12 protein-coding genes are annotated in these 12800 nt (G+C 72.0%); 5 read left to right on the top strand and 7 right to left on the bottom strand.

What is annotated here, in order from left to right:
• Positions 1 to 3: 3 nt before the first annotated feature.
• Positions 4 to 180, bottom strand: coding sequence for a hypothetical protein (locus tag ACWC5O_RS01745; protein ID WP_450589571.1), 177 nt, complete (start codon positions 178 to 180; stop codon positions 4 to 6).
• 137 nt (positions 181 to 317) lie between these two features.
• Between ACWC5O_RS01745 and ACWC5O_RS01740 the strand changes: the two genes are divergently transcribed.
• From ACWC5O_RS01740 to ACWC5O_RS01725, 4 genes are all read left to right on the top strand, one after another.
• Positions 318 to 1553: a low temperature requirement protein A gene (locus tag ACWC5O_RS01740; RefSeq protein WP_450589572.1), complete on the top strand. Its 1236-nt coding sequence runs from the start codon at positions 318 to 320 to the stop codon at positions 1551 to 1553.
• Positions 1554 to 1593: 40 nt separating this feature from the next.
• The gene (locus ACWC5O_RS01735) at positions 1594 to 2622 is read left to right on the top strand and encodes a P1 family peptidase (protein WP_450589573.1); all 1029 of its coding nucleotides are present in this window, start codon (positions 1594 to 1596) and stop codon (positions 2620 to 2622) included.
• A 160-nt stretch (positions 2623 to 2782) separates the two neighbouring features.
• The gene (locus tag ACWC5O_RS01730) at positions 2783 to 4000 is read left to right on the top strand and encodes a L,D-transpeptidase (RefSeq protein ID WP_450589574.1); all 1218 of its coding nucleotides are present in this window, start codon (positions 2783 to 2785) and stop codon (positions 3998 to 4000) included.
• Positions 4001 to 4157: 157 nt separating this feature from the next.
• Positions 4158 to 4904 (top strand): DUF6227 family protein, encoded by a 747-nt coding sequence (locus tag ACWC5O_RS01725; protein WP_450589575.1) that lies wholly within the window; start codon positions 4158 to 4160, stop codon positions 4902 to 4904.
• A gap of 13 nt (positions 4905 to 4917) precedes the next feature.
• On the opposite strand, the gene ACWC5O_RS01720 is transcribed toward ACWC5O_RS01725, so the two are convergent.
• From ACWC5O_RS01720 to ACWC5O_RS01700, 5 genes are all read right to left on the bottom strand, one after another.
• Positions 4918 to 5148 (bottom strand): hypothetical protein, encoded by a 231-nt coding sequence (locus ACWC5O_RS01720; RefSeq protein WP_450589576.1) that lies wholly within the window; start codon positions 5146 to 5148, stop codon positions 4918 to 4920.
• A gap of 112 nt (positions 5149 to 5260) precedes the next feature.
• Positions 5261 to 7384, bottom strand: a complete 2124-nt coding sequence (locus ACWC5O_RS01715; protein WP_450589577.1) for a PTS fructose transporter subunit IIABC — start codon at positions 7382 to 7384, stop codon at positions 5261 to 5263.
• A 294-nt stretch (positions 7385 to 7678) separates the two neighbouring features.
• On the bottom strand, positions 7679 to 8626 hold the full coding sequence (pfkB, locus tag ACWC5O_RS01710; RefSeq protein ID WP_450589578.1) for a 1-phosphofructokinase: 948 nt from the start codon (positions 8624 to 8626) through the stop codon (positions 7679 to 7681).
• Positions 8623 to 9384 (bottom strand): DeoR/GlpR family DNA-binding transcription regulator, encoded by a 762-nt coding sequence (locus ACWC5O_RS01705; RefSeq protein WP_450589579.1) that lies wholly within the window; start codon positions 9382 to 9384, stop codon positions 8623 to 8625. The genes pfkB and ACWC5O_RS01705 overlap by 4 nt, the downstream gene beginning before the upstream one ends.
• Before the next feature lie 172 nt (positions 9385 to 9556).
• Entirely contained in the window at positions 9557 to 11068 is a 1512-nt protein-coding gene (locus tag ACWC5O_RS01700; protein WP_450589580.1) for an MFS transporter, read from the bottom strand.
• Positions 11069 to 11130: 62 nt separating this feature from the next.
• Between ACWC5O_RS01700 and ACWC5O_RS01695 the strand changes: the two genes are divergently transcribed.
• Positions 11131 to 12111 carry a helix-turn-helix transcriptional regulator gene (locus tag ACWC5O_RS01695; RefSeq protein WP_450589581.1) on the top strand — a complete coding sequence of 327 codons (981 nt, stop codon included), beginning with the start codon at positions 11131 to 11133 and terminating at the stop codon, positions 12109 to 12111.
• A gap of 31 nt (positions 12112 to 12142) precedes the next feature.
• Here ACWC5O_RS01695 and ACWC5O_RS01690 read toward each other — a convergent pair whose 3' ends face one another.
• A complete protein-coding gene (locus tag ACWC5O_RS01690; protein WP_450589666.1) occupies positions 12143 to 12775 on the bottom strand; it encodes a TetR/AcrR family transcriptional regulator in 633 nt (210 codons plus the stop codon).
• Between the last annotated feature and the right edge of the window lie 25 nt (positions 12776 to 12800).

Here is a 12800-nt window from a genome sequence, read left to right as displayed (position 1 = left end):
GGCTCAGAGGTGGTGGGGCGGCTTCTCGTCGAGGAAGCGCTTCAGGTCGGCGGCGCTGTCGCCGTCCGGGCGCTCGCCCCACCCACGGTCGGTGTCGTCCGAGGACTGCCGGCTCAGCGGGTCGTCGAAGATCAGCGCGGGCTTCGGATCGCGCGGCTCGGGTTCGGGGGCGGTGCTCATGCCCACAAGGGTACGGCCCCGACCCGGGCGGTCCTGCGGAGCCTCTGACCTGAGAGTTTCTCCCGGACATCGGACACTGGAGCACTCGTGAACCCCTTCACAAGATTTGGCCGCGGTTTTCTGCTGTCCTGGGAGGCATGACGTCCAGTTCCGCTCCGGCGCCCGCCCCGGGTGCGCACGGGCCCCAGGGGCCCCTGCGGCGGCTCACCGCGCGTGGGCGCTACGAGGCACACCGGGTCTCCTCCCCGCTGGAGCTCTTCTTCGACCTGTGTTTCGTCGTGGCCATCGCGCAGGCGGGCGTGCAACTCGTGCACGCCGTGGCCGAGGGGCACGCGGGCACCGGGATCCTGAACTACGCGATGGTGTTCTTCGCCATCTGGTGGGCCTGGATGAACTTCACCTGGTTCGCCTCGGCGTACGACAACGACGACGCGCTCTACCGGGTGGTCACCCTGGTCCAGATCGCCGGTGTGCTGGTGCTGGCCGCGGGCGTCTCCCGGGCGTTCGAGCACCACGACTACCTGGTCGTCTGGCTCGGCTACGTGATCATGCGGCTGGCGATGGTCGCGCAATGGCTGAGAGCGGCGAGATCGGCCGAGGGGCCGGAGCGGACCACGGCGCTGCGATACGCGTGCGGTGTGCTGTTGTGCCAGGTCGGCTGGCTGGGGCTGATCCTGCTGCCCGAGCCGGCCCGGCTTTGGGTGTTCCTGGTGATGGTGATCGCGGAGCTGTGCGTGCCGGTCTACGCGGAGAAGGCCCGCATGACGTCCTGGCATCCGCACCACATCGCCGAGCGGTACGGCCTGTTCACGATCATCGTGCTCGGCGAGACGATCGCCGCGGCCACGGTCGCCGTGAAGTCGGCGGTGGACGAGCACGACGCGCTGGGTGAGCTGCTGCCGATCGCGGCGGGCGGCCTGCTGATCGTCTTCTCCGCGTGGTGGATCTACTTCGTGGTGCCCATCCACGATCACCTGCGCTCCAGCAGGCAGGCGTTCCTCTGGGGCTACGGCCACTACCTGATCTTCGCCTCGGCCGCGGCGATCGGCGCCGGCCTGGAGGTGGCGGTGGAGCAGGCCGTCGGCAAGGCGCACATCTCGACGCTGTCCGCCTCGGCGGCCGTGACCCTGCCGACGGCGCTGTACCTGCTGACCGTGTGGGCGCTGCACTCGCGGCACTTCAAGGTCGGCATCAGCCAGCAGCTGGTGCTTCCGGCCACGGCGCTGCTGGTGGTCTGCTGCACCTTCCTGGGCGAGTGGGCGGTGCTCGCCGCGGGGCTCGTGTCCGCGGCCGCGGTGGCGGTCGGGGTGACGCTCACGGCGCGCATGGCCGCCCGCGAGCGGCGCGCGAACGCGACGGCACCGGCCGCCTGAACCCCGCGGACGCGTCCTGGGGCTGGGCCAGACTGACCTCATGACAGTTGACGCATTGACGGATGTCGCCGGGCTGCGGGTGGGACACGCCACCCTCGGCGGGGACGGCCGGCTCACCGGCACCACGGTCGTCCTCGCGCCCGAGGGCGGCGCCGTCGCCGCCGTGGACGTGCGCGGAGGCGGCCCCGGCACCAAGGAGACCGACGCCCTCGACCCGCGCAACGTGGTGCAGAAGATCGACGCCGTCGTGCTGACCGGAGGCAGCGCCTACGGACTCGACGCCGCGTCCGGGGTGATGGCCTGGCTCGAGGAGCAGGGGCGTGGGGTGCGGGTCGGGCCGGACCCGGGGCACGTCGTGCCGGTGGTGCCTGCCGCGTGCGTCTTCGATCTGGGGCGTGGCGGGGACTTCCGCGCCCGGCCGGACGCGGCGACGGGGCGCGCGGCGGTGGAGGCGGCCGCGGCGAGTGCGCAGGGTGCGGCCGTGCACGAGGGGTGTGTGGGCGCCGGCACGGGCGCCGTGGCGGGGCAGCTGAAGGGCGGGGTGGGCACCGCGAGTGCGGTGCTGGACTCGGGGGTCACGGTGGCCGCGCTGGTGGTGGCGAACGCGGCGGGGTCGGTGCTGGACCCGGAAACGGGCGTCCTGTACGGGGAGTTGTTCCAGGGACGCGTGCGGTACCCGGAGGAGAACGTGCACGAGGCCGCGCGTCGGCGCCTGGCCGAGGTGGCCTCGAAGAACGCGCTCCCGCCGCTGAACACGACGCTCGCGGTGGTCGCGACCGACGCGGACCTCACCAAGGCGCAGGCGCAGAAGATGGCGGGCACGGCGCACGACGGCATCGCGCGCGCCGTGCGGCCGGTGCACCTGCTGCACGACGGCGACACGGTGTTCACGCTGGCGACGGGCGCCCGCACGCTCGACAGCGGCAGCCCGTTGGCACTCAACGACGTCTTCGCGGCCAGTGCCGACGTCGTGACGCGCGCGATCGTACGCGCCGTGCGCGCCGCCGAGTCGGTCGACGGGCCGGGCGGAGTGTGGCCGTCGTACGCGGAGTTGTACGGGAAGCGATGAGCCCCGGAGGCCGTCGGGCCGCGGGTTGAGCCATGGATTGTCGCGGTTCTGTCACGTGATGACGTCAGCGGGCTCCGGAGGGAACCTCCCCCCGGGCCCGGGCCCTCTCTCATCACGCACTGGAACGGATCACGCACATCACACGAACATGGAGCAGCCCGTGACAACGCCGGACATTGCAGCGCGGCGCGCACTGGGGGCCTGTGCCGCCCTGATGGTCGGCGCCCTCACCCTGACCGCCTGCGGCGGCAACGCCAACGCCGACGACGAAGGCAAGGGCGGCAAGGGCTCGCCCAAGACGTCGACGGCGAAGGTCGTGATCTCGGCCAAGGACGGTTCGACCGGCGCCTCCATCAACGCGACCGGCGTGAAGGTCAGCGGCGGCAGGCTGACGGACGTGAAGATGACCGTGGCCGGGTCGGGGCAGGCGGTGCAGGGGGCGATATCGGCGGACGGCAGCAGCTGGAAGCCGAAGGAGCAGCTGGAGCGCGGCACGAAGTACGAGATCGACGCGACCGCGAAGGACGCGAGCGGGCGTACGGCGGCGGCCAACTCGATCTTCACCACGGTCAGCTCGGCCAACAGCTTCATCGGCACCTACACGCCGGACAACGGCTCGACGGTCGGTGTGGGCATGCCGGTGTCGTTCACCTTCGACAAGGCCATCACCGACAAGAAGGCCGTGCAGTCGCACATCACGGTCAACTCCAGCAGTGGCCAGCAGGTGGTCGGGCACTGGTTCGGGAACCAGCGGCTCGACTTCCGGCCGCAGGACTACTGGAAGGCCGGCTCCAAGGTCACGATGAAGATCGACCTGGACGGGGTGCAGGGCGCGAGCGGCCTCTACGGCGTGCAGAAGAAGACGGTGTCCTTCACGATCGGGCGCTCGCAGGTCTCCACGGTCGACGTCAACACGCAGACCATGACGGTGGTGCGGGACGGCAAGACGATCAAGTCGGTGCCGATCTCCGCGGGCAGCCCGCAGCACACCACCTACAACGGGCAGATGGTGATCTCCGAGAAGTTCGTGCAGACCCGTATGAACGGCTCGACGGTCGGCTTCGGCGGGGAGTACGACATCCCGGACGTTCCGCACGCGATGCGCCTGACCTCGTCCGGCACGTTCATCCACGGCAACTACTGGTACAACAGGGGCAACCCGCCGTTCGGCCGGGAGGGCACCAGCCACGGCTGCGTCGGCCTGGCGGACGTGCAGGGCGCCCAGGGCGCCACGACGGCCAAGTGGTTCTACGACAACTCGCTCGTCGGGGACGTCGTGATCGTGAAGAACTCCCCGGACACGACGGTGTCCCCGGACAACGGTCTCAACGGCTGGAACATGTCGTGGAGCGCCTGGACCGCCGGAACTGCCGCCTGACCGGCCGGTTCTGACGCATCGTGAGGCCGCGCGGGAACTTCTCGCGCGGCCTTCGCGTTTTCCCGGCATACGTTTTCTCGGTTCCCGGACATGATGTCCGACCGAGGGGCTACGGTATGCACCCACAAGGTGACATGCAGCAACGCCGGGAGAAGCCTTGAGCGTTCCGTACGAGACGGCAGCGTACGAACCAGCCGAGTCGCCCGAGTCTCCGGAGGAGCATCTCGAGCGGCTCCTCGGCCGTGCCCTGAACTCCTTCGAGCTGCCCGACGAGGTGATACGGCGGCTCGACTGCGCTCTGGCGCACGACAGTTCTCTGCACTCCGCCCACCACAGCGCGGGGCTGCACAGCGAGACGTACCGGCACACCTGGCTGCTCGCCGACGGCTCGGCGGTGACCCTGTGGGAGCTGGTCCACAACACCGTGCCGGGTGGCGACGCCCAGCACGAGGTCTACGTCGACGAGGAGGAGCTGCACACGGCCACCGCCCGGCTCGCGCTGCCGCCGGACACCCCGGACTTCGAGCTGCCGGTGCTGATGCAGCTGTCGGCGATCCCCGAGCCCCGGCATGTGTACGCCCCGGACGACTCGGCGGACCACGCGCGCAGGCTGCTGCGCCGTGCGGAGAACCCCGACCGTCCGGACGCGGAGACGGCGGCACTGCTGGCGACGGCGGCCGCGCATCAGATCACCCAGGCGTTCGGGCGGCCCGGACGGACCGGCCGGGCGGGGCTGAGCTACACGCTGTACGAGCACGCCTTCCTGCTGCCGGACGGCCGGGAGGTCTCCCTGTGGGAGGTCGAGCACACGGCGACGCCCGACGGTCGGCACATGTGCGAGGTCTACACGTCGGAGGACGCGGCCCGGGACGCCATGGAACGGCGCGCGGCGCGACAGGCCTAGGCGCCCGCTTCCGTCAGCGGTTTCCGAGTCGTCGTACCAGGACCGCGAAGGCGTCCTGTTCCGCCGCGGACAGTTCGACGTACTCCTGCGGCGGGGGGCCGAAGCGCTGGTGCGGGAAGGACGACAGAGCGGCCTCGACGCGGGCGCGGCGCATCAGGCGCGTCACCGCGACGGCCCAGACGACGCCCGCCAAGGTGAGGACGGTCACGCCGATCAGTTGAAGAGTCGGGACGTACTCAGGCATGCGGTCCAGTAGACACCACGGTCCGGGACTTTGGTCCCGGACCGTGACGTATCTCGCAGGTGGCGTGAACAGCTCACATCTCACCAAAGGGACAAGAGGTGGCGGTACCCCGTCAGGCGGCGACGGGCTGCTTCGCCTCCTTCGGTGACGCCGGGTTCGCGGCGGGGTCCGTGGGCGTGGTCTCCGGGGCCTGCTTGCGCATGCCCTTGAGGAGGACGACCAGGGCCGCGCTGACGCACACGCCGACCGCGATGGCGATCAGGTAGAGGAACGGGTTGCCGATCAGCGGGACCACGAAGATGCCGCCGTGCGGGGCGCGCAGGGTGGCGCCGAAGCCCATCGACAGGGCGCCGGTGATCGCGCCGCCCACCATGGCGGACGGGATGACCCGCAGCGGGTCCGCCGCGGCGAACGGGATCGCGCCCTCGGAGATGAAGGAGGCGCCCAGCACCCAGGCCGCCTTGCCGTTCTCGCGCTCGGTCTGGGTGAAGAGCTTGCCGCGGACCGTCGTCGCCAGGGCCATCGCCAGCGGCGGGACCATGCCGGCCGCCATCACCGCGGCCATGATCTTCATCGCGGAGTCGCTCGGGCTGGCGACCGCGATGCCCGCCGTGGCGAAGGTGTAGGCCACCTTGTTGACCGGGCCGCCCAGGTCGAAGCACATCATCAGGCCGAGCAGGGCGCCGAGCAGGACGGCGTTGGTGCCGGTGAGGCCGCCCAGCCAGTCGGTCAGGCCCTTCTGGGCGGCGGCGATGGGCTTGCCGATCACGACGAACATCAGGAATCCGACGATCGCCGAGGAGATCAGCGGGATCACCACCACCGGCATGATGCCGCGCAACGCCGCCGGGATGTTGACCTTCTGGATCGCCATCACCACGCCACCGGCGATCAGACCGGCCGCCAGACCGCCGAGGAAGCCGGCGTTGATGGTGAGGGCGATGGAGCCGCCGACGAAGCCGGGGACGAGACCGGGGCGGTCCGCCATGCCGTAGGCGATGTAGCCGGCCAGGACCGGGACGAGGAAGCCGAAGGACACCACGCCGATCTGGAAGAGCAGCGCGCCCCAGCTGCCCGTCTGGGTCCACACGAAGTGGTCCATGACCGACGGCGCCTTGTTGACCTTCCAGCCGCCGATCGCGAAGCCGAGGGCGATGAGCAGACCGCCGGCCGCGACGAACGGGACCATGTAGCTGACGCCGGACATCAGCCACTTGCGGAGCTTGGTGCCGTAGCCCTCGGTGGAGTCGCCCGCGCGCTCGACGGGCGTCCCCGGAGCGGCGCCCGCGGTGACCTCGCCGCGCTCGGCCTTGCCGCGCACCTCGGCGATCAGCTCGGCGGGACGGTTGATGCCCGCCTTCACACCGACGTCGACCGTCGGCTTGCCCGCGAAGCGGTCCTTGTCGCGTACGGGAACGTCGTGCGCGAAGATCACGCCGTCCGCCGCCGCGATCACCGCCGGGTCGAGCCGGGTGAAGCCGGCCGAGCCCTGCGTCTCTACGACGACCTCGGCGCCCGCCTCGCGGCCCGCGTTCTCCAGGGACTCGGCCGCCATGTAGGTGTGGGCGATGCCGGTCGGGCAGGAGGTGACGGCGACGATGCGGAAGGGGCGTTCGCCCGTTCCCGTGGCGCCCGGCGCCGGGGCGGAGCCGCTCGCGTCGGCCGCACCCGGCGCCGGGGCCGTGCTGCCCGCTGCGGCGCCGGCGGAGGCCGCCACCGGCGTCGCAGCGGAGTCTTCGGAGGCGTCCTCGGACGCCTGTGCACCGGCGGACGCGCCGCCCGCGGTCGCCGGCGCCTCGTCCCCGCTGATCAGCGCCGCCGCCGTCCCCGCGTCGCCCGCCGACCGCAGCGCGTCCGTGAACTCGGTGTTCATCAGCTGCCGGGCCAGGGAGGAGAGGATCGTCAGGTGGGCGTCGTCGGCGCCGGCCGGGGCCGCGATCAGGAAGATCAGGTCGGCGGGACCGTCCGCGGCACCGAAGTCGATGCCGGCGGCGCTGCGGCCGAAGGCGAGCGTCGGCTCGGTGACGTGGCCGCTGCGGCAGTGCGGGATGCCGATGCCGCCGTCGAGGCCGGTCGGCATCTGGGCCTCACGGGCGGCCACGTCGGCGAGGAAGCCCTCCAGGTCGGTCACCCGGCCCTGGGCCACCATGCGCTCGGCGAGGGCGCGCGCCGCCGCTTCCTTGGTGTCGGCGGACAGGTCGAGGTCGACCAGGTCCGCGGTGATCATGTCGCTCATCGCGGGCTCCTATGCACGCGTATCGCCCGGGGAGTGGGGTGGGCGGGGGTGGGGACGGGGGTGCTGTGGGGGAGAGCGGGTTGGACGGAGGCGGGGACGGGGAGACCCCGCCTCCTGGGCCGTGTCGTCGGACTGGACGACAGGGCCCCGGGGCGGCAGGACGGATCGGGGCGCCCTGCCGGCCCGCTGAGGCGGCGAGTAACGGGGAGCCCCGCCGCTTCAGGGCCGGTGGTTGGAGCGGCGCCGACGGCAGGGCCGGCATGATCGGCATGGCCGTACGGGGTTTGCGGACGTTCATGACACCGGCTCCGTCAGTCCGCGGTCGACCGGGAGGTCGGCCGTGACCGTCACCGCGGCCGGATCCAGGTCGGCGGGGGTCGGCATCACGCTGCCGGGGAGCTGGACGGCGGCGGCGCCGTGGGCGACGGCGGAGGCGAGGGCCTCCGGGCCGCGGCCGCCGGCGATCAGGAAGCCGGCGAGGGAGGAGTCGCCGGCACCCACGTTGCTGCGTACGGCGTCGACGCGCGCGCTGCCGAACCAGGCGCCGGCGTCGTCCACGAGCAACTGCCCGTCGGCGCCCAGGCTCGCGAGCACGGCGCGTGCGCCCATCTCGCGCAGCTCCTCGGCCGCCTTCACCGCGTCGCCCACCGTCGCCAGGGGGCGCCCGACGGCTTCCGCCAGCTCCTCGGCGTTCGGCTTCACCACGTCGGGCCGGGCGCGCAGCGCCTCCAGGAGCGCACGCCCCGAGGTGTCGAGGGCGATGCGCGAGCCTCCGGCGTGCGCCCGCGTGACGACGTCGGCGTACCAGGAGGGCGCGAGCCCCCGGGGCAGGCTCCCGCAGCACGCGATCCAGTCCGCGTCGCGGGACTGCTCGCGGACGGCGTCCAGGAGCAGCTCCTGTTCGGCCGGGGACAGTTCCGGGCCCGGCGCGTTGATCTTCGTGAGCACCCCGTCCGCCTCCGCGAGCGCGATGTTCGAGCGGGTGGCTCCGGCGACCGGGACCGGAGCGACCTCGATGCCCTGCGCGTCGAGCAGATCGGCGACGAGCGCACCCGGCGCACCGCCCAGGGGCAGAACGGCGACCGTGCGCCGTCCGGCTGCCGCGACGGCGCGCGAGACGTTCACGCCCTTGCCGCCGGGGTCCAGGCGCTCGGTCTCGGCTCGGATGACCTCGCCGCGCTTCAGTTTCTGGACCTCGTAGGTGCGGTCGAGGGACGGGTTGGGGGTGACGGTGAGGATCATGCGCGCACTACTTCCGTGCCGCCGCGCTCGATGACGGCGGCGTCTTCGGGGCTCAGCCCGCTGTCGGTGATCAGCAGGTCCACGTCGCTCAGGTCGCCGAAGCGGGCGAAGTGCTCCTGGCCGTGCTTGGAGGAGTCGGCGAGGAGGACGACGCGGCGGGCGGCGGCGACGGCCGCGCGCTTGACCGCGGCCTCGGCGAGGTCGGGGGTGGTCAGACCGTGCTCGGCGGAGAAGCCGTTGGCGGCGACGAACAGGACGTCGGCGCGGATCTCGCCGTACGCGCGCAGCGCCCAGGCGTCCACGGCGGCGCGCGTACGGTGCCGTACGCGCCCTCCGACCAGGTGGAGCTGGATGCCCGGGTGGTCGGCGAGGCGGGCGGCGATCGGCAGGCTGTGCGTGACGACGGTGAGGGTCGCCTCCAGCGGGATGGCCGCGGCCATCCGCGCCACCGTCGTACCGGCGTCGAGGACCATCGTGCCCTCGACGGGCAGCTCGGCGAGGGCCGCCTTGGCGATGCGGTCCTTCTCGTCGGCGGCGGTGGACTCGCGTTCGGCGAGGTCCGGCTCGAAGTCGAGACGGCCGACCGGGATGGCGCCGCCGTGCACCCGGCGGACGAGGCCCGCGCGGTCGAGGGCCTTCAGATCCCGGCGGATCGTCTCCGCCGTGACCTGGAACTCCTCGGCCAGCGACAGCACGTCCACCCGGCCGCCGTCACGGGCGATCCGGAGGATCTCCTGCTGCCGCTCCGGTGCGTACATGTTTGTTCGCCTCCGACTCATGCCCGAACGTGTGGTTTCACCGCGAGAGTACGCCCAGGTTTCCGGAAAGTAAACAGGTTCGGGCCGCAATCGGGCATGAACGGACTTCCGCTTCTGTCCGGGCAGCAGAAAGGCCCGGTACCTGGCCGGTACCGGGCCCCCTCCTGCCTGGTCAGGACACCAGCTCGGGTTCCCTCTCCACCGCCGGAGCGTCGGACGCGCCCTCCACGTGCTGCGCCGGACGCTTCGGCAGGGCCGACATCAGCAGGAAGATCACACCCATCACACCGGCCACCCACCACAGCGCGTGCTGGAAGCCGTGGACGAACGCCGGGCCCACCTCGGCGCGCGTCAGCCGGTCGCCGATCACGCCGAAGAACACCACCGAGACCAGCCCGAGGCCGAGCGCGTTGCCCATCTGCTGCACGGTGTTGATCAGGCCGGACGCGGAACCGGCGTGCTCGCGCGGCACCTCCGACAGCACCACGTCCGTCAGCGGGGCCACGATCAGACCCATGCCGGTGCCCATCACGACCAGCGGGAGGGCCATCTGCCAGGAGGCGATGGCGAGGCCGTAGCGGTGCGACTCCCAGATGTAGATGAGGACACCCGCGGCCATCACCAGCGCGCCCGCCTGGAGCACCTTGCGGCCGAAGCGCGGCACCAGCTTCTGCACGGACATACCGGCCGCCGTCGAGACCGCGAGCGAGAACGGCACGCCCGTCAGGCCGGCCCGCAGCGGCCTCCAGCCCAGCCCGACCTGCATGTACAGCGTCCAGACCAGGAAGAAGATGCCGAGCGCGACACCGAAGACGGTCTGCACGGCGATGCCTGCGGCGAAGCTCTTCACCCGGAACAGGGACAGCTCGATCAGCGGGGAGCCGTCCCGGGCCGCCTTGCGCCGCTCGTACGCCACCAGCGCCGCGAAGACGCCGAACGCGCCGGCCATCGAGACGTACCCCCACAGCGGCCAGCCCAGCTCGCGGCCGCGGGTGAGCGGATAGAGCAGCATCAGCAGGCCCAGGGTCACCAGGGCGACGCCGACGAGGTCCAGCTTCAGCGCCTTCGGGGCGCGGGACTCGCTGATGTAGCGGCGGCCGAGGAGGAAGGCGACGACGCCCACGGGGAGGTTGATCAGGAAGATCGGGCGCCACTCGAGCCCGAACAGGTTCCACTCCGTCAGCAGGGCGCCGAGCAGCGGGCCGGAGACCGCGCCCAGACCGACGATCGCGCCGAAGAGACCGAAGACCTTGCCTCGCTCGTGGGCGGGGAAGGTGGCGTGCACGATCGACAGGACCTGCGGGACCATCATCGCCGCCATTCCACCCTGCAGGATGCGGGAGGCGACCAGCATCTCCGGGTTCGCGGCGAAGCCGCACAGGGCGGAGGCCAGGGTGAAGCCGCCGATGCCGATGAGGAAGAGCCGGCGGCGGCCGTGGATGTCGCCGAGGCGGCCGCCGGTGATCAGGCCGGCGGCGAAGGCCAGGGCGTAGCCCGCGGTTATCCACTGGATCTGGCTGAAGGAGGCGCCCTCGTCGTGCCGGATCGAGGGGATCGCGATGTTGACGATCGTGACGTCGACGAGGTCCATGAAAGCCGCGGTCATCACGATCGCGAGCGCCAGCCACCGGCGGCGGTCGCCCGGGTCCTGCTGTGCGCTGAGGGTCTGTTCCGTGGAGGTCATGCGTCCAAGCTAGGACCCTATTAGGTCAGATCATGTCCTAGTAGTGCGGCATCCTCGAACACATGACGACGGACACTCCGGCTCGGCTTCTTCAGCTGCTCTCCCTGCTCCAGACTCCCCGCGAGTGGCCCGGCGGCGAGCTGGCCGACCGGCTCGGGGTGTCCCGCCGTACCGTGCGACGGGACATCGACCGGCTGCGGGAGCTGGGCTATCCCGTGCAGGCCAGCAAAGGCGCTGATGGCGGCTACCGCCTTGTCGCGGGCAAGGCCATGCCGCCGCTGGTGCTCGACGACGAGGAGGCGGTGGCGATCGCGGTCGGGCTGCGGGCCGGGGCCGGGCACGCGGTGGAGGGGGTGGAGGAGGCGTCGGTGCGGGCGCTGGCGAAGCTGGAGCAGGTGCTGCCGTCCCGGTTGCGGCACCGGGTCTCGACGCTTCAGGCCGCGACGACGGCGCTGACCAGTGGGGACGGGGCGAGCATCGCGCCGGAGACACTGACCGTGATGGCGTCGACGGTGGCGGGGCGGGAGCGGCTGCGGTTCGCCTACCGGGACAAGGACGGCAGCGAGTCACGACGGCTGGCCGAGCCGCATCAACTGGTGTCCACGGGGCGGCGGTGGTACCTCGTCGCGTACGACCTCGGGCGCGAGGACTGGCGGACGTTCCGGGTGGACCGGGTACGGGAGCCGTTCGCCACCGGTGTGCGGTTCGCTCCGCGGGAGGTGCCGCTGGGGAGTGCGGCGGAGTACCTACGGCGGTCCATTCAGCGACGGCCCGAGACCGGGACGTACGCGTTCGAGGTGCGGTTCGCCGGGTCGGTGGAGGAGGTGTCGTCGCGGGTGCCCGGGTGGGTCGGGGTACCGGAGGCGGACGGGGAGGGCTGGTGCGTGGTGCGGGGCAGCAGCGGGGATCCGGTGGAGTGGCTGGCGGTGCGGTTGGCGATGACGGGGTGCGAGTTCGCGGTTCGGGAGCCGGCTGAACTGGCGGCTTGTGTACGGGAGTTGGGTGAGCGGCTGAGCCGGGCGGGGGGAGCCGGGAAAGCCTAGGCGGGTTCCAGGTGGCCGGTGCTGCGGCCGGCTACTCCTCGCCCCACTCGAACTCCCCCAGCGCCTCCAGGTTTTGGAGGGCCAGGGCTGCCGGGCCGGTGGGGCCTGCGGGTGGGGACGTGGTGGTGGACCAGGATTCGACGGCTACGCGGACCGCCGCACCGGCCACCGCTGCGGCGAAGTGGAGGTGCGGGGGGATCGGAGCCGGGCGGGCAACGTTGTCGCCGGACTCGGGGTCAGCGGAGAGTGCCTGCCCCCGGGACACCGACAAGCGCTCCGCCAGGATTTCCGCGAGCGTCTTCTCCGAGGACTGGCAGACCTCCGCCCAGACCTTGCGCAGGGCGGGACTCGCGTCGGCCAGGCGGATCAGGGTGCGGACCCATTCCCAGGACGACGCGGAGACGCCGGCGCCCGGGGTGAGGGTCTGGTGGACCGCGTGGCGCAGGGCCTCCGGGACGGTGAGGGCGGGCGGGGCCGAACGGACCGCTTCCGTCCAGCGCTGGGCACCTGCCGCGTAGAGGGGGGCCACCGCCTCTTCCTTCGAGGCGAAGTAGCGGTAGAACGTGCGCGGGGCGATGCCCGCCGCCTGGGCGATGTCCTCCGCGCGGGTGGCGCGCAGCCCCCGGCGGACGAAGAGGGCGGCTGCCGCGCGGGCGATCTCCATGCGGGTCTCCGCCTTGCGGCGTTCG

Source organism: Streptomyces sp. NPDC001450, assembly GCF_053597295.1.
Note: the sequence above shows the minus strand (reverse complement) of the source record. Positions and strands in the feature narration are given on the sequence as shown.